Raw genomic sequence first — 15994 nt, forward strand, 5'->3', positions numbered from 1 at the left:
ACCTACTGATCCCGCCACCCGTACGGGCCGGACACCGACAGGAGAGGAGCACCGTCGCGGTGCGCAGGAATTCGCTGGATGCACCCCCGTCGGCCACCCCGCCCGGCCGGGCGGGCCCGCTCGCGGCGCTGCGTGCGAGCCGGGATTTCCGCGCCCTGTGGATCTCCAACGTGTTCTTCTTCGGCGGGGCCTGGACCCAGACGATGGTGCTGGGCTGGATCGTCTTCGACACCACCGGTTCGGAGTTCCTGCTCGCGGTCTTCACCGCGGTGCGGCTCGCCCCGATGCTGCTCGGACCGCTGGCCGGTGTGCTCTCCGATCGTCACGATCGCGTACGTTTGCTCACGCTCGCGTGCGGCTGGGCGCTGGGCGCCGCCGTCGTCCTGTCGGCTCTCGAATCGTCCGGGCACGTACCGTACTGGGCCCTGGTGCTGGGCGGCCTCGCCATCGGTCTCGCGCAGTCCCCCTCGCAGCCCGCACGCTCGGCGCTCGTCCTCTCCCTGGTCGGGCGCCGCCATCTGAGCAACGCCAACGCCCTCAACGCCATGGCGATGAACATGACCCAGGTGCTGGGTCCGGCCCTGGGCGGCGCGCTGATCAGCGCCTTCGGTGCCGCGGCCGCCCTGTGGATCTCCGCCGCCTGGTACGGGCTCTCACTGCTCGCACTGCGGCCGCTGCGCCGGGCCCGGGTGGCACGCGACGCCGAACTCCCGCACGCCGAGGAGTCGTTGAGGGTCATGCTCGTCGGCGGTGTGCGGCACATCCTGCGCAACCGGCTGGCCACGGGCGTCCTGGGTGTCACTCTCGCCGCGAACGTGCTGCTGTGGCCTGTGTACCAGGCGTTCATGCCGGTGTTCGCGCAAGAGTCGCTGGGGCTCGACGCCGACGGTCTGGGGTGGCTGCTCACCTGCAGCGGCGTCGGCGGGCTCGTCGGCTCGACGGTCATCGCCGCGCTCGGCGACTTCCCCTTCAAGGGTGGCCTGTTCGTGTTCGGCACGGCGGGCTGGGCGGCCCTGTGGGCCCTGTTCTCGCTGTCGCACCAGGTCGCGGTGTCGTTCGCGCTGATGGCGGGGATCGGCCTGCTCAGCGCCGCGTTCGGGGTCCTGCAGACGACCCTGCTGCTGATGACGACCGAACCGGCCGTGCAGGGGCGGGCGTTGGGCGTGCAGGAACTGGCCATCGGCGTCATGCCGGTGTCCTCGCTCGTCCTCGGCGCCGCGGCCGAGTACACGGGGGTGGCCACGACCACGTTCGTCAGCGCCCTGATCCTCGTCGCGTTCCTGGCGCTTCTCGCGCTCCGGATGCCGGCGCTGTGGCGCTACCGCGGCGTCTGAACCGGCCCGCCGCGCTGATGCGCCTCGGCCTCCACCTCGCTGGTGGCCAGGTGGCGCTCCGTCAGTTCCTCGACGCGCCGCACGTCCCGCGCCTCGATCGCCCGGTACAGCTCCTCGTGCTCGTCGGCGACGGCGCCCAAGTCGTCGTGCTGGCCCAGCAGCCAGCGCATCCGGCTGCGCAGCGTCCCGTTCAGCTCGCTCAGCAGCGCGTTGTCGGCGAGGTCGGTGACCGTCTCGTGGAAGTCGGCCGCCGCGTTCCGCGCCCGGGGGCCGTCGCCCTGTGCCGCCGCGTCCAGTTCGGCGTCGAGATCGGCGCGCAGCCGGGCCAGCCCGGCCCGGGTACGGCGCTGCGCGGCGAGCCGGAAGCCCAGCGTCTCCAGTGCGGAGCGCACCTCGCCGAGGTCGGCGATGTCCGAGGGGGTGAACTCGCGCACCACGGCCCAGGTCCGCGGGCGCGGCGTCACCAGGCCCTCGCCCGCCAGGTCCCGCAGGGCGTCCCGCACCGGGAGCCGGCTCACCCCCAGCTCCTGGGCGATCTCCCGCTCGACCAGCTTGCTGCCCGGCGCCCGTGTCCCCTCGATGATCTGATCGCGCAGAGTGCGCATGACACGTTCCGACTCGGGGGTGAACTCCTCAGCGCCAGTCATGCCGTCATTGTCCCATCGCAGGTCACGGCCCCGGCCGAGGCCACGGGCGGCTGGTTACAGTGGGAGGGCGACGCGGCGGACGAGCGAAGGGCATCTACACGTGAGCGGCACGGCACCGACGGCATCCGCATCCTCGGCGCCCGTGGAGCGCGCCCTGGTCCTGGAGGAGTTCGGCAGGTTGCCGCGGCTCGTGGAGCGGCCCGTTCCGGCCCCGCTCCCCGGTCATACGCTGGTGCGGATGGCGGCGGCGACCGTCGCCCATCTCGACCTCAACGTCCTCGACGGCGCGTTCGGCATCCTGCCGCCGCTGCCCGCGGTGCCCGGCACCCAGGGCAGCGGCACCGTCCTCGTCTCCGGCACGCACCCCGAGGGGGCGCTGGTGCGGGTACGCGGCGAGGGGATCGGGCTGAGCCGCGACGGCGTCTGGGCGGAGCACGTGCTGGTGCCCGACGCCGCCGTCGAGGTCATGCCCGAGGGCACCGATCCGGCCCTGGCCTGCGCGTACTTCTCCCCGGTCGGTACCGCCTGGGCCGCCGTGCACCCCATCGCGGGGGTGCGGCCCGGCGAGCGGGTGCTGGTCACGGGCGCGTCCGGCGCGGTGGGCGGGGTCGCGGTGCAGCTCGCCGCGCGGGCCGGTGCAGAGGTGGTCGGTGTGGTGGGCCGCCCGGCGAAGCTGGCCCATGTGCCCGCACCGGCGAAGGCGGTGCTCGCCGCCGAGCTGTCCGAGGAGCGGGCCGGCGGTCCCGTGGACGTCCTCATCGACACCGTGGGCGGCCCGGTGCTGCGCTCCGCGCTCTCGCTGGTCGCGCCGCGCGGCCGGGCGGCGCTCGTCGGCTACACCGCGGGCCGTGAACTCGTCCTGGATCTCGCGGACTTCTTCCTCGCCGATGTGGCACTGCTGCCCGTCAACATGATCAGCCGTGGCGCCGAGGTCGCCCCGGAGGTGCTGCGGCTGCTGCCGGACCTCGCCTCGGGCGCGCTGACGCTGCCCTACGAGCGGTACGGCATCGAGCAGTTGGCGGTCGCGGTGGAGCGCCTGCGCACGGGGGCGGCGGTCGGCAAGGTGCTGCTCGACCTCGGCTGACCGCCACCCGCACCCGCTACGGGCGAGGAGTCGCCCCGGACTCACCGGCCCCGCCGAACCCCCGCTCGCCCTGCGCGTCGGCGTCTCGGCGGACCGCCCCCGACTACCGCCGCCGGACGCGGAGTTCACGGCCGGGTGCGACCGACTGCCGCTGCGGGGCGAGGCGTTCTCGACCGACCGTCCCCGACTAGCCCTGCGGGGCGAGCAGGTGCAGCATCGCCGACCGGCCCGCGTCGAGGGCCGCGCGCAGGGTGGCGCCGTCCCGGGTCAGCCGGCCCACACGCGGGGCGTCGGGCCCGGGCCGTACCGAGAGGACGGCCGCGCCCTCCTGCTCGGCGAGGTCGTAGCGCGCGAGCAGGGCGTCGTCCTCCAGGAGCCGCCGCTCCCGGGCGAAGTACACGTCGTGCAGGGCTTTGGGGTGGGCGCGCAGCGCGGTCGCGGCGACCAGCCGGGATCCGTACGAGGGCCGCTCCACGGCGCCCGGGACGTTCGCCCCGGGCGGCGGCGCGGTGCGGGAGCGCAGCACGAGGACGTGGGTCGCGCCCTGGGCCAGCGCCGTCCGGTAGGGGACGGATTCGGCGAGCCCGGCGTCGTAGAAGAGCCGTCCGCCGAGTGCGACGGGCGGGCCCGCTAGGAAGGGCAGGGCGGCGCTGGCGCGCAGGGCGAGCCGGAGTTCGGCGGGGCCGGTGAGCCAGGGGCGCAGGTCGGTGGAGGCGCCGGTCTCGGTGTCCGTGGCGAGCGGGTGGTACTCGACGGGGTGCGCGAGGATCGCGTCGAAGTCCATCCGCGCGACCTCGCGGTACAGGTGCTCCACGAGGTTGCGCACGTCGACGACGGGCCGGCCGCGCCAGAGGTTCGCCGGGCGAATCATGGCCTTCGCGTAGGCGGGCTCGGCCCAGCCGGTGAGCTGTTCCGGCGTGCCGCTGAGCAGCCAGGCGCCGGTGATGGCGCCCGCGGACGCTCCGTACACGGCGTCGAACGCGTCGGCGACGCCGGCCTCGTGCAGGGCCAGGGCCATGCCCGCGGAGATCGTGCCGCGCATGCCGCCGCCCTCGATCACCAGGGCGACCCGTGCGCGGTCGCGGCGCGCACCCGGGCGGCTGCCCTCGGCGGCACGCTCGCCGAGCACCCGCAGCACCGCGTGGCGCTCCCGCTCCCCCGCGATGAGACTCTCTCGTCGCATACCGTCCTCGCTCGTCGTCGCTGCGGACAGTCTGCGGCACGGTGGTCCCGAGAGATCGCGCGGGCCCGGGCACCGCGCAGGCGTCCGCCCGCCTCCCCGGAGGGCGGCGGGCGGAGGGCCGAACCGGATCAGGCGGTCGCGATCGCGCTCACGCCTTGTGCTGCATGCTGCTGCGGGCCGGATTGGCCTGCTGGTCGGCCTTGGGGTCCTTCTCGCCCGCCTTGGCGCGCACGCCCTGCTCGATGCGCTCACCGATCGACTTGTCGATGTTCGACCAGTACGTGAAGGCCCTGGCCAGGACGGGCTCGCTCACCCCGTTGAGCAGGTGGCCGACGACGTTGTCCACGAGCCGGTCGCGGGCAGCGTCGTCGAAGACCTCGCGCACCAGGGTGCCCGCCTGGCCCCAGTCGTCGTCCTCGGCGTGGTCGACGTAGGCGGCGCGGGTGATGTCACCGTCCGCGTACCAGCTGGGCGGTGTGCCGTAGCGGTCGGTGTCGGCCGCCGGGCCGCCCTTGGAGTTCGGCGCGTACACCGGATCCTCCGTCTTGCGGAAGGCCATCGCTCCGTCCTTCGAGTACGTGCGCAGGGGCGCGACGGGAGCGTTGACCGGCAGCTGCTGGTAGTTGCCGCCGATCCGGTGCCGGTGGGCGTCGGCGTAGGAGAAGAGCCGTCCGAGCAGCATCCGGTCGGGGCTGGGGCCGATGCCCGGGACGAGGTTGTTGGGCTGGAACGCCGCCTGCTCGATCTCCGCGTGGTTGTCCGTGGGGTTGCGGTCGAGGGTCATCCGGCCGACCTCGATGAGCGGGTAGTCGGCGTGCGGCCACACCTTGGTCAGGTCGAACGGGTTGAAGCGGTAGTCCGCGGCGTCCTCGTACGGCATGACCTGCACGTGCAGCGTCCAGCTGGGGAGCTCTCCGTCGCGAATGTGTTCGAAGAGATCCCTGGTGTGGTAGTCCGTGTCCGCCGCGCACATCTGGTCACCCTCGTCCTGGGTGAAGTACTCGATGCCCTGGTCGGTCTTGAAGTGGTACTTCACCCAGAACCGCTCGCCCTGGGCGTTGATCCACATGTACGTGTGCGACGTGTAGCCGTTCATGTGGCGCCAGCTGCGCGGGATGCCCCGGTCGCCCATCAGCCAGGTCACCTGGTGGGCGGATTCCGGCGACAGCGTCCAGAAGTCCCACTGCATGTCGTGGTCGCGGAGGTTGTTGTCGGCGCGGCGCTTCTGGGACCGGATGAAGTGCTGGAACTTCATCGGGTCCTTGATGAAGAAGACCGGGGTGTTGTTCCCGACCATGTCGTAGTTGCCTTCGCTGGTGTAGAACTTCACCGCGAATCCGCGCGGGTCGCGCCAGGTGTCGGGGCTCCCGCGCTCGCCCGCGACGGTGGAGAAGCGGGCCACGAGGTCGGTGGTGGTCCCCGGCTGGAACAGCGCGGCCTTGGTGTACGCGGTGACGTCCGCCGTCACCTCGAACCGGCCGAAGGCGCCGCTGCCCTTGGCGTGCGGCTGCCGCTCCGGAATCCGCTCCCGGTTGAACTGGGCCATCTGTTCGATCAGATAGGAGTCCTGCAGGAGAATCGGGCCACCGGCGCCGACCGTGAGCGAGTGCTCATCGCTTTCGACCGGGATCCCGGCGTCCGTGGTGGTCGCTTTGCCTGTGACGTCACTCATGGGAAACGCGTGCCTTTCGATGGGGATGTTCTCCACGCCTGGTGGGCCTCGCCGGCTCAGCGGCCGGGGGACCCTTGCCCGAGGGGCGGCTCCTCCGTGCTCGGGGGCGTACGGAACGCCCCGGCAGCTCTTCCATCCTGCGGCCCCTTCGACGAGACGGCCATTTGTCAGGAGTCGGCTCCTGTTCGCCCCGCCTGCGAACGGGGCCACCCCCCGGCTGTCCGAGCGAAGCGTCCTTAAACGGATGGTTCCGGCGCCTCTGGGTACCCGGGCGCCCGGACGCACCGGAGAAGAGAGTGGGAGGTGACCGCCGTGCCGGACATCCAGCCGCATGCCGCCGCGGAAGGCCGCGACATGGGTCAGGAGCCGGTCAGCGACCTGGTCCAGCGCGCTTCGCAGCAGCTCACCGAGCTCGTGCGGGGTGAGCTCAGGCTGGCCCAGGCGGAGATGAAGGAGAAGGGCAGGCGCTACGGCAGGGGCGGAGGGCTGTTCGGCGGCGCCGGGGTCGTCGGGTTCCTGATGCTCCAGGCCGCGGTGGCGACCGCGATCGCCGGCCTCGCGGTCGTGTGGCCGGTGTGGGCCGCCGCGCTGACCGTGACGGCGGTGCTCGGGGTGATCGCCGCCGTGCTGGCCGCCCGGGGCAGGCGTCAGTTCGGCCGGGCCGCTCCCCCGGCCCCCGCCGAGACCATCGAGAACCTGAAGGCCGACGTGGCCGAGATCAAGGAGAGTGCCCACCGATGACACACGAGTCGCAGTCGCCGCCGGACGGGAAGCCGTCCGCGTCGGAACCGGAGGAACTGCGCGAGCAGGTCGAGCGCACGCGGGCCGAGCTGGGCGACACCGTAGAGGCGCTGGCCGCCAAGGCCGATGTGAAGGCGCGGGCCAAGGACCGCGCCGCGCAGGTCAAGGAGCAGGCGACGGCCACGGCCGACGCGCTCAGGGCGCAGACCTCGGACACCGTGGACACGGTCAGGACGAAGGTCTCGGACGTCGCCCACCAGGCGCAGGACAGGCTGTCCGGCCCGGCGGGCACCCAGGCGGCGCGCTCGGTGCGGGATCACCGTGCCGCGGTCCTGGTGGCCGCCTCCGCCGGGGCGCTGGCGCTGTGGCTGGCCCTGCGGCGCCGGAAGGGATGAGCTGGGCCCGGTCGGCGACGGCGGCCGCCCGGGCCACGAGGTTCGCTTCGGCAGTGAGGCGGACGGCGGCCGGGGCACCGCATGTGCGGGCCCCGGCTTTCGCCATGGTCATGGCTGTTCGCTCGAATCGGTTTCTCTGACTAAAGTCAGAGAATGACCACGGACACGACAGAGATCGATCAGGTGCGCCGTTTCAACCGCACCGTCACCGAGCGCGTGGGGGTGCTGCACGACCACTACCTGGGCCGCGACCGGCCGATCGGCGAGGCGCGGCTGCTGTGGGAGATCGGCGACGAGGGCCGCGACGTACGGAAGGTGCGGGAGCGGCTGGGGCTCGACTCCGGGTATGTCAGCAGGCTGCTGCGCGCGCTGGAGGCCGACGGTCTGGTCACCGTGGAGCCGCTGCCCCGGGACCGGCGGGTGCGCACGGTCCGGCTCACCGACGCGGGCCGCGCGGAGCGTGCCGCGCTCGACGGCCGCAGCGACGACCTGGCCGCGTCCCTGCTGGCCCCGTTGAACACCACGCAGCGCGCGCGGCTGGTCGCCGCCATGGCGGAGGTCGACCGGCTCCTGACGGCGGCGACGGTCACCCTGGACACGGTCGACCCGGACCACCCGGACGCCCGGCACTGTCTCTTCTCCTACTACTCCGAGCTCCAGGACCGCTTCGACACGGGCTTCGACCCGGCCCGCAGCCTGCTGCCCGACGCCGGTGAACTCCGGGCGCCACGGGGCCTGTTCCTCGTCGCGCGGCTGCACGGTGAGGCCGTCGGCTGCGCGGGCCTGAAGCTCCCGGCGGGCGCGCCGGCCGAGGTCAAGCGCATGTGGATCGCCCCGGCCGCCCGGGGCCTGGGCCTCGGCCGCCGCTTCCTCGCCGAACTGGAGGCGCTGGCCGCCGGGCACGGGCGCGCGGTGCTGCGCCTGGACACCAACAAGGTGCTCGACGCCGCGATCGGGCTCTACCGGTCGGCCGGGTTCCAGGAGGTCGAGGCCTTCAACGACGAGCCGTACGCGCAGCTGTGGTTCGAGAAGCGCGTCACGGCGGCGGACACGCCCGCGCGCTGAGGCCGTGGCCGTCCGCTCGCCTACGAGACCGCGGCGCGAACGAGCCGGGCCACCTCGTCCGTGGGCAGCCCCGGCGCGTGGTGGCCCCGTACTCCCGTGACCGGGTGCGCCGCGAACAGCGAGGCGAGGACGGCCTCTTCGGTGGCCTCGGCCGCGGCCCGGAAGAGCAGGTCCAGCACGGGTCCGTGCTCCGCGACGGCGGTCGCGGAGCGGACCGGGCCCCGCGGGATGTGCGGGGTGCGCTGGGCCGTCGACCAGGCGAGCGCGTACTCGCCGCTGCCGTGCTGGATGATGCCGCCGGTCCTGGCGAGTCCGACCGATGCCCGCTTGGCGACGCGCCGCAGCTGACGGGCGTCGGCCGGGGCGTCCGTGGCGACGAGGACGACACACGATCCGGCGCCGCGCGCGAACTCCCCCTGTTCCACGGCGTGTTCGGGGGTGAGGGTGCGGCCGACCGGGGCCCCGGCGACGGTCAGGTCGGCGGCGCTCCCGAAGTTGGCGAGCACCAGGACGCCCACGGTCCAGCGGATGCCGTCCCCGGCGTCGACGAGGCGCGAACCGGAGCCGATGCCGGCCTTCCAGCCGAAGGAGACCATGCCGGTGCCCGCGCCGACCGCCCCCTCGGCGACGGGCGCGTCGCTCGCCGCGTCGAGGGCGGCGCGCACGTGCCGAGGACGGACGTGCAGGCCGCGGATGTCGTTCAGCCAGCCGTCGTTGCACTCGAACACGGCCGGGTTGACGGTGCCCGTGGTCGTGCCGATCTCGGGGTGCCCGGCCAGCGCGTGCCGGACGAGTCCCTCGAAGGCGGCGCCCACCGCGAGGGTGTTGGTGAGGGCCAGCGGAGTCTCCAGCACGCCGAGTTCGGCGATCTGGCTGAGCCCGGCGGCCTTCCCGAAGCCGTTGACGACCTCCAGGCCCGCCGCGGGTTTGTCGCGGAACACGGAGCCGGGCGCCGGGACGACGACGGTGACCCCGGTGCGTACCGGCAGTTCGGCGTCGTCGTGGGCGAGCGTGACGTGGCCGACGCGGACGCCCGGGACATCGGTGAGGGAGTTGGCGGGGCCGGGCGGCAGCACGCCCGGGGCGATGCCCAGATCGCGGGGGCGCGGGCGGCGGCCGGGGGTGTGGCCGGAGTGCGGTGTCATGGCACGATCCTCGCCGTTCACGGCCCGGTTCGGCCGACCGTCCCCCGATACGCTGACCGTTCGCCGCGCGGCACAGAACGTGCGGGACACCGAAGGATCGGGGACGGGAAGTGATCGTGCGCAGTGCCGTGGGGAACAGGGCCCGGGCCGTGGGGACCGCCGTCGCGCTGGCGGCCGTGTGCACGCTGGCCGGGTGCGGTACGGACGCGCGTCACGACGGTGAGCGGGCCGCCTCCTCCGACGGCACGCGCTCCTCCCCCGCGTCCCGCGCGTCCTCCCTCACCTGGGAGTTCGACCACATAGCGGACTTCAACGGCAAGTTCACCGATGTCGCCGCCCTCGCCGAGGACGACATCTGGGCGGTCGGCACGGAGAACGACGGCGGCGCCGCCCTGCTGATGCACTACGACGGCTCCCGCTGGACCCACGAGGACCTGCCCGACGCCCTGGGCAGGTCCGACTACCCGCCCGCGCTCGACGAGATCGGCGCGCGCACGCTGTGGCTGCGGCCGCAGCCGGCCGGCGAGGTCTCCGGCACGAACGGCTGGGCGCAATGGGACGGCACCGCGTGGTCCGCCGTGCCGCATCCGCCGTCCGGCGACGTCGGCGACCTGGAGACGACGGGCCCCGACGACATCTGGGCGCTGACCGGCGAGCGGTCCGCCCAGCACTGGGACGGCAGCCGCTGGACGGCGACCCGGCTCCCGTACAGCATCGCGGATCTCGCCGTCGTGGACCGCGACGACGCCTGGGCGGTGGGCCGGCGTTCGACCGGCCCCGGCACGGAGTCGGCGGATGCCGGCCTCCCCTACGACCAGCCGGCGACGATGCACTGGGACGGCACGTCGTGGCGGGCGGTCGACACCCCCGAGAGCCGTTTCGACGATCCCGTCCCGGCGGAGGCCGGTGCCTCGCTGACCAAGGCATTCGTGCTCGACAGCGGTGAGGTGCGGGCGTACGGCCTGAACAGCTTCAACCACGGCGAGAGCGAGGGCGACGAGCCCGACGACCAGTACATCCGGCTGCGCCGGGACGGCTCGGCGTGGGTCGCGCAGGATCCGGCACCCGGCGACTGCGCGCTGCGCGTCCCGGTGGGCCAGGACGACCGCGGGCTCCTGCTCGACGGGAACCGGTATCTCACCGACGACGGTACGTGCGTGAAGATCGGGCGGCACCGGCTCCCGGCGTCGACCGGGGCGCGTAGGACGTCGAACCAGTCGCTGTGGCTGTCGGCGGTGCGCCGGGTCCCCGGCACCGACACCTGGCTGGGCGCCGGGCACGTTCAGGTCAACCAGTCGGGGGACCCCTTCAACGCACCGGTCGTCGTGCGCCTCGACCGCTCCGGGGCGACGGGGTAGGACGCGGCAGCCCTCACAGACCCCGGCCCTCAGCCGCCGGTGCTCTCCCGCACGATCACCTCGTGCCCGACCACGTGGTCCTGCAACGGCCCGCCGTCGGGGTCGTCGATCCGGTCGACGAGCAGCGCGACCGCGGCGCGGGCGATCTCCTTCTTGTCCGGGGACACCGTCGTCAGGGTGGGCACGCTGAACCGGGACGCCTCGATGTCGTCGAAGCCGACCACGTCGATGTCCTTCGGCACGCTCACGTCCTTCTCGTGCAGGGCCCGCAGCGCGCCCAGGGCGAGATGGTCGTTGAGGCAGAGCAGCGCGTCCGGCGGAGTCTCCCGCTCGAGGAGCGCGGCCGCGGCCCGGGCGCCGTCCCGCCAGTGGTAGGCGTCCACTCCGATCACGAGGTCGTCGTCGAAGGGGACGTGGGCCGCCTTGAGGGCCGACCGGTGGCCGTCCGTGCGCAGCCGGTCGGTGCCCTGCCGGCCGCGGACCCGGCCGCCGACCACCGCGATGCGGCGCCTGCCGCGCGCCAGCAGGTGTTCGGTGGCGTCGCGCGCGGCCCGTACGTTGTCGATGGCGACATGGTCCGTGCTGCCCTCCGCGGGCCGCTCGCCGAGCAGGACCACGGGCAGCCGGCGGTCCCGGGTGGCGAGGTCCTGGGGCCGGAGCGCGAGCGGGCTGAGGATGATCCCGTCGGAGAACTGGGCGTCGAAGCCGTGCAGCGCGGCCAGTTCGCGCTCGCGCGAGCCGCCGGTCTGGTGCAGCAGCACCGTCCTGCCGTGCCGGTCGGCCTCGGTCATCACGTGCTTGGCCAGCTCGGAGAAGTACGCGACGTCGAGTTCGGGGACGGCGAGGGTGATCATGCCGGTGCGACCCTGTCGCAGCTGACGGCCCGCGATGTTGACCCGGTAGCCGAGGGCGTCGATCGCCTCCCGGACGGCCTCGCGGGTCCGGTCGGAGACATGCTCGAAGTTGTTGATCACGTTGGAGACCGTCTTGGGCGAGACACCCGCGTACTCCGCAACGTCCTTGATCCTGGGTCTGGCCGCCACGCTGTTCATTCCTTCCGTCTGCCGTCCGCGATCGTATCGACCATCACGAAACGGTTTCGGGCCGGATCCCGCCCCGCCCCGGATATTTACAACGATGTAATCGCCATGGTGCCATGAGCCGCGCACCAACTGGCACCGCATTCACCTGGCAAGGAGCACCATGCCTGTCCCCCGCCCCGAGTACCCGCGACCGCAGTTCGCCCGTGCCGCCTGGCTGAATCTCAACGGCACCTGGCAGTTCGAGATCGACCGGTCCGACACCGGCCTGGAACGCGGTCTGCGCGAGCGCGAGCTGGCCGACCGCATCACCGTGCCGTTCTGCCCGGAGTCGGAGCTGTCCGGGATCGGCGAGACGGACTTCCTGGAGGCCGTCTGGTACCGGCGCACGGTCACGGTGCCCGCCGACTGGGCGGACGCCCGGGTGCTGCTGCACTTCGGCGCGGTGGACCACGACGCGACCGTGTGGGCGAACGGGACCGAGGTCGCCCGGCACCGCGGCGGCTTCACCCCCTTCACCGCGGACCTCGGCGACCTCGCCGCCCCGGGCGAGGAGCTGACGCTCGTGGTCCGGGCCCGCGACACCCGGCACGGCCCGCAGGCCCGCGGCAAGCAGGCGACCTGGTACGCGAACTCGCACTGCCACTACACCCGCACGACCGGCATCTGGCAGACGGTGTGGCTGGAGCCGGTGCCGCGCACGGTCGCCCTGCGGCGGCCCCGGATCACCCCGGACCTGGCGTCCGGCACCTTCCACCTGGAGCTGCCGCTGACCGGCAACGCCCCGGGCCACCGGGTGCGGGCCACCCTCGCCGACGAGCAGGGCGCGGTCGTCACCGCCGAGGCCCGCGCCGACCTGGACCTCAGCCCGCGCCTGGCCCTCGCCGTGCCCGCGGACCGGCAGCGCGTGTGGTCGCCGGCCGACCCGCACCTGTACGACCTCACCTTCGAGATCGTCGACGCCGAGGGCGCGCCGGTGGACCGCGTGACGTCGTACGCAGGGCTGCGCTCGGTCTCGATCGACGGCAAGCGGCTGCTCCTCAACGGCGAGCCCGTCTTCCAGCGACTCGTCCTCGACCAGGGCTACTACGCGGACGGCCTGATGACGGCGCCGACCGACGCCGACCTGGTGCGCGACATCGAACTCGGCCTCGCGGCGGGCTTCAACGGCGCGCGGCTGCACCAGAAGGTCTTCGAGGAGCGGTTCCTGTACCACGCGGACCGGCTGGGCTATCTGGTGTGGGGCGAGTTCGGCGACTGGGGCTGCGAGGTCGGCGTCCGCGACGACAACCAGCGGCCCGACGCCAGTTTCGTCGCGCAGTGGCTGGAGGCCGTCGAGCGGGACTACTCGCACCCGTCGGTCATCGGCTGGTGCCCGCTCAACGAGACGTACCAGAACCTGCACGACCGCATCACCCAGCTCGACGACGTCACGCACGCGATGTTCCGTGCCACGAAGCAGGCCGACGGCACCCGTCCGGTGATCGACGCCTCCGGGTACGCGCACCGGGTGCCGGAGACCGACGTGTACGACTCGCACTGCTACGAGCAGGACCCGGCGGAGTTCGCGAAGATCATGCACGGCCTCGCGGAGAACCGGCCGTTCCTCAACACCGGCCCCGAGGGCCGCACCTGGTCGGTCCCGTACAACGGGCAGCCGTACTTCTGCAGCGAGTTCGGCGGCATCTGGTGGGACGCGGCGGCCGCCGCCGAGGCGGCCGGCAACGTGCTCGACGACTCCTGGGGATACGGCGAACGGCCGCGCAGCGCCGAGGAGTTCGTCGAGCGGTTCACCGGCCTGACGGGCGTCCTGCTCGACGACCCGGACATGTTCGGCTACTGCTACACCCAGCTCACGGACGTCTTCCAGGAACGCAACGGCGTCTACCGCTTCGACCGCGGTGAGAAGGTCGACACCGCCCTGCTGCGGGCGGCCCAGCTCCGCGCGGCCGCCTTCGAGAACTGAACCGGCCCAGCCCGTTCTCATCCGAATTTACATCGATGTATGTCCGTGGGCGGCGGTGTCGGGACGACGCCGCCGCCCACCGGGAAGGAGCCTCATGACCGGCATACCCGCCCCCGTCGGTCGCCCCGCGCTCACCAGACGGCGCGCCCTGACGGCCGCGCTCGCCGCCGGGGCCTCGGTCCTCGGCGCGGGCGCGCTCAGCGGCTGCGGCAGCGCACTGGCCGCGGGCGACAGCACGGTCCGCCTCTGGGACCTGTTCCAGGGAGCCGACGGCGGCCTGCTCAACGAGATGGTGCGCAAGGCGCAACCCGACATGCGGGGCACGCACATCGAGCGCACCGTCCTGGAGTGGGGCACCCCCTACTACACGAAGCTGGCCATGGCGTCGGCCGGCGGACGCGGCCCGGACGTCGCCGTCGCGCACATGTCGCGGCTCGCGGGCTACGCGCCTACCGGGCTCGTGGACCCGTGGGACATGGACCTGTTCGCCGAGTTCGGCATCCACCAGGGCGACTTCGCCGACGCGGTGTGGGAGCGGACCCAGTACGACGGCGCGACGTACGCCATCCCGCTCGACACCCACCCCTTCATCGTGTTCTTCCACCCGGAGCCGGTGAAGAAGGCGGGCCTGCTGAAGGCCGACGGCACGCTGGACCTGGACGCGTTCTCGTCCCCCGACAAGTTCCTCGCCGCCGGACGGGAGCTGGCGAAGGCCTCGGGCAAGGAGGGCATCTCCTTCGGCTACGTCAACGACACCGCGCAGGGCTGGCGGCTCTTCTACGGCCTGTACAAGCAGACGGGCGGCGTCTTCGACCTGCCGCCCGGCGGGCCCGCGAAGGTGGACCTGGACCGGATGGCCGAGGTCATCTCGTTCATGGCCAAGCTGGTCGGCGACAAGGCCAACCCCGGGCGGCTCGACTACAACGCGAGCGTCGCCGCGTTCACCAACCGGCAGACGGCGATGGCGCTGTCCGGCGAATGGGAGCTCGGCACGTTCCGCAGCGCGGACAAGAAGGTGGACGCCGCCCCCTTCCCGACCGTCTTCGGCACCCCCGCGATCTACGCCGACTCGCACTCGTTCGTGCTCCCTCACCGCGACGACCCCGACGCCGGGCACCGGCGCCGCACGCACCAGGCCGTGGCCGCGCTGCTCAAGGCGGGCCAGACCTGGGCGACCGCCGGGCACATCCCCGCGTACACGCCGGTCACCCGCACAGCGGAGTACGCCGACCTGCTGCCGCAGGCCCACTACAAGTCGGCCGCCTCGCGGGTGGTCCTCGACCCGGCGGCCTGGTTCGTCGGCGCGGGTTCCGACTTCCAGAACGCCATGTCGCAGGTCCTCCAGCAGGCCCTGCTCGACGGTCTCTCCCCGGACCGTGCGGCGCGGGCGATGGTGCGCCGCGTCAACACCTTCCTCTCCAAGCCCAGCCCGGCCTGACACTCCCTGGAGGCACAACGATGTCCTCTCCACACGTTTCACCCCGGCCGGGACCGCCGTCGCTGCGCCGGCTGCTGCCCCCGGGCCTGCTCTTCGCCCTCCCCTTCCTCGTCCTGTTCGCCGTCTTCCTGCTGTGGCCGCTCGGCCAGGGCCTGTGGATGGCGCTCACGGACCGGGCCCTGTCCGCGCACGCCCCGTCCTTCGTCGGCCTCGACAACTTCAGCGAGGCGTTCAAAGACGCGGAGATGTGGCGGGCCCTGTGGCACACCGTCCTGTTCACGCTGATCTCGACCGTCCCGCTGGTCGTGGTGGCGCTCGGCATGGCGCTCCTCGTGCACACCGGGCTGCCCGGCCAGTGGGTGTGGCGCCTCGCGTTCTTCGCGCCGTACCTGCTGCCGGTCGGCGTCGTCGGCCTGCTGTGGCTGTGGCTCTACCAGCCCGATCTCGGCGTCTACAACCACCTCCTGGGCGCCGTCGGCCTCGACAAGGTCGCCTGGTTGAGCGACGAGTCGGTGGCCCTGTGGGCGGTCGCGCTGACGACCCTGTGGTGGACGGTCGGCTTCAACTTCCTGCTCTACCTGGCCGCCCTGCAGTCGATCCCCGACCACCTGTACGAGGCCGCGGCCATCGACGGCGCCGGTGCCTGGCGGCGCCTGTTCTCCATCACGCTGCCGCAGCTCGGCCGCATCACGACGGTCATCACCGTGCTGCAACTCCTGGCCTCCCTGAAGGTCTTCGACCAGGTGTACCTGCTGACGAGGGGCGGTCCGAACAACTCGACGCGGCCGGTCGTCGAGTACATCTACGACGTCGGCTTCACCGGCTACCGGCTCGGCTACGCGTCGGCGATCAGCTACATCTTCTTCGCCCTCGTCCTGCTCGCCTCCGCCGCCCAGTTCGCCGTACTCCGCCGCCGGGAGAAGTGA

14 protein-coding genes are annotated in these 15994 nt (G+C 72.8%); 9 read left to right on the forward strand and 5 right to left on the reverse strand.

What is annotated here, in order from left to right:
* Window positions 1-59: 59 nt before the first annotated feature.
* The gene (locus tag ABZ930_RS16240; protein ID WP_361547800.1) at window positions 60-1334 is read left to right on the forward strand and encodes an MFS transporter; all 1275 of its coding nucleotides are present in this window, start codon (window positions 60-62) and stop codon (window positions 1332-1334) included.
* Here ABZ930_RS16240 and ABZ930_RS16245 read toward each other — a convergent pair.
* Window positions 1319-1981: a GntR family transcriptional regulator gene (locus tag ABZ930_RS16245; protein WP_361547802.1), complete on the reverse strand. Its 663-nt coding sequence runs from the start codon at window positions 1979-1981 to the stop codon at window positions 1319-1321. The two genes, ABZ930_RS16240 and ABZ930_RS16245, sit on opposite strands and share 16 nt — an antisense overlap.
* Before the next feature lie 100 nt (window positions 1982-2081).
* On the opposite strand from ABZ930_RS16245, the gene ABZ930_RS16250 reads away from it, so the two are divergent.
* Window positions 2082-3065, forward strand: a complete 984-nt coding sequence (locus ABZ930_RS16250) for a zinc-binding alcohol dehydrogenase family protein (RefSeq protein WP_361547805.1) — start codon at window positions 2082-2084, stop codon at window positions 3063-3065.
* A gap of 187 nt (window positions 3066-3252) precedes the next feature.
* Here the strand turns inward: ABZ930_RS16250 and ABZ930_RS16255 are convergent, their stop codons facing one another.
* The gene (locus tag ABZ930_RS16255; protein ID WP_361547808.1) at window positions 3253-4248 is read right to left on the reverse strand and encodes a patatin-like phospholipase family protein; all 996 of its coding nucleotides are present in this window, start codon (window positions 4246-4248) and stop codon (window positions 3253-3255) included.
* 148 nt (window positions 4249-4396) lie between these two features.
* Complete coding sequence (locus tag ABZ930_RS16260; RefSeq protein WP_361547811.1) at window positions 4397-5920, reverse strand: catalase; 1524 nt, start codon at window positions 5918-5920, stop codon at window positions 4397-4399.
* A gap of 354 nt (window positions 5921-6274) precedes the next feature.
* Here ABZ930_RS16260 and ABZ930_RS16265 point away from each other — a divergent pair, with 354 nt between their 5' ends.
* The 3 genes from ABZ930_RS16265 (at window position 6275) to ABZ930_RS16275 (ending at window position 8121) form a co-directional block, all read left to right on the forward strand.
* Complete coding sequence (locus tag ABZ930_RS16265; protein ID WP_361547972.1) at window positions 6275-6661, forward strand: phage holin family protein; 387 nt, start codon at window positions 6275-6277, stop codon at window positions 6659-6661.
* Window positions 6658-7056, forward strand: coding sequence for a DUF3618 domain-containing protein (locus tag ABZ930_RS16270; RefSeq protein ID WP_361547814.1), 399 nt, complete (start codon window positions 6658-6660; stop codon window positions 7054-7056). The genes ABZ930_RS16265 and ABZ930_RS16270 overlap by 4 nt, the downstream gene beginning before the upstream one ends.
* A gap of 153 nt (window positions 7057-7209) precedes the next feature.
* On the forward strand, window positions 7210-8121 hold the full coding sequence (locus tag ABZ930_RS16275; protein ID WP_361547817.1) for a bifunctional helix-turn-helix transcriptional regulator/GNAT family N-acetyltransferase: 912 nt from the start codon (window positions 7210-7212) through the stop codon (window positions 8119-8121).
* Between the two features lie 20 nt (window positions 8122-8141).
* On the opposite strand, the gene ABZ930_RS16280 is transcribed toward ABZ930_RS16275, so the two are convergent.
* Window positions 8142-9266, reverse strand: a complete 1125-nt coding sequence (locus ABZ930_RS16280) for a P1 family peptidase (RefSeq protein ID WP_361547820.1) — start codon at window positions 9264-9266, stop codon at window positions 8142-8144.
* A gap of 116 nt (window positions 9267-9382) precedes the next feature.
* On the opposite strand from ABZ930_RS16280, the gene ABZ930_RS16285 reads away from it, so the two are divergent.
* Window positions 9383-10624 (forward strand): hypothetical protein, encoded by a 1242-nt coding sequence (locus ABZ930_RS16285; protein WP_361547823.1) that lies wholly within the window; start codon window positions 9383-9385, stop codon window positions 10622-10624.
* Window positions 10625-10653: 29 nt separating this feature from the next.
* Here the strand turns inward: ABZ930_RS16285 and ABZ930_RS16290 are convergent, their stop codons facing one another.
* On the reverse strand, window positions 10654-11676 hold the full coding sequence (locus tag ABZ930_RS16290; protein WP_361547826.1) for a LacI family DNA-binding transcriptional regulator: 1023 nt from the start codon (window positions 11674-11676) through the stop codon (window positions 10654-10656).
* Window positions 11677-11827: 151 nt separating this feature from the next.
* Between ABZ930_RS16290 and ABZ930_RS16295 the strand changes: the two genes are divergently transcribed.
* From ABZ930_RS16295 to ABZ930_RS16305, 3 genes are all read left to right on the forward strand, one after another.
* Window positions 11828-13630, forward strand: a complete 1803-nt coding sequence (locus ABZ930_RS16295; protein WP_361547829.1) for a sugar-binding domain-containing protein — start codon at window positions 11828-11830, stop codon at window positions 13628-13630.
* 94 nt (window positions 13631-13724) lie between these two features.
* Complete coding sequence (locus ABZ930_RS16300; RefSeq protein ID WP_361547831.1) at window positions 13725-15068, forward strand: extracellular solute-binding protein; 1344 nt, start codon at window positions 13725-13727, stop codon at window positions 15066-15068.
* Window positions 15069-15088: 20 nt separating this feature from the next.
* Window positions 15089-15994, forward strand: a complete 906-nt coding sequence (locus ABZ930_RS16305) for a sugar ABC transporter permease (RefSeq protein WP_361547834.1) — start codon at window positions 15089-15091, stop codon at window positions 15992-15994.

Source organism: Streptomyces sp. NPDC046716 (assembly GCF_040645755.1).
GTDB lineage: Bacteria > Actinomycetota > Actinomycetes > Streptomycetales > Streptomycetaceae > Streptomyces.

Excerpts from the sequence above, each read along its gene's own strand:
- ABZ930_RS16245 (WP_361547802.1), bottom strand. The coding sequence starts at position 1,981 with ATGACTGGCGCTGAGGAGTTCACCCCCGAGTCGGAACGTGTCATGCGC.
- ABZ930_RS16255 (WP_361547808.1), bottom strand. The coding sequence starts at position 4,248 with ATGCGACGAGAGAGTCTCATCGCGGGGGAGCGGGAGCGCCACGCGGTG.
- ABZ930_RS16260 (WP_361547811.1), bottom strand. The coding sequence starts at position 5,920 with ATGAGTGACGTCACAGGCAAAGCGACCACCACGGACGCCGGGATCCCG.
- ABZ930_RS16265 (WP_361547972.1), top strand. The coding sequence starts at position 6,275 with ATGGGTCAGGAGCCGGTCAGCGACCTGGTCCAGCGCGCTTCGCAGCAG.
- ABZ930_RS16270 (WP_361547814.1), top strand. The coding sequence starts at position 6,658 with ATGACACACGAGTCGCAGTCGCCGCCGGACGGGAAGCCGTCCGCGTCG.
- ABZ930_RS16275 (WP_361547817.1), top strand. The coding sequence starts at position 7,210 with ATGACCACGGACACGACAGAGATCGATCAGGTGCGCCGTTTCAACCGC.
- ABZ930_RS16280 (WP_361547820.1), bottom strand. The coding sequence starts at position 9,266 with ATGACACCGCACTCCGGCCACACCCCCGGCCGCCGCCCGCGCCCCCGC.
- ABZ930_RS16290 (WP_361547826.1), bottom strand. The coding sequence starts at position 11,676 with ATGAACAGCGTGGCGGCCAGACCCAGGATCAAGGACGTTGCGGAGTAC.
- ABZ930_RS16295 (WP_361547829.1), top strand. The coding sequence starts at position 11,828 with ATGCCTGTCCCCCGCCCCGAGTACCCGCGACCGCAGTTCGCCCGTGCC.
- ABZ930_RS16300 (WP_361547831.1), top strand. The coding sequence starts at position 13,725 with ATGACCGGCATACCCGCCCCCGTCGGTCGCCCCGCGCTCACCAGACGG.
- ABZ930_RS16305 (WP_361547834.1), top strand. The coding sequence starts at position 15,089 with ATGTCCTCTCCACACGTTTCACCCCGGCCGGGACCGCCGTCGCTGCGC.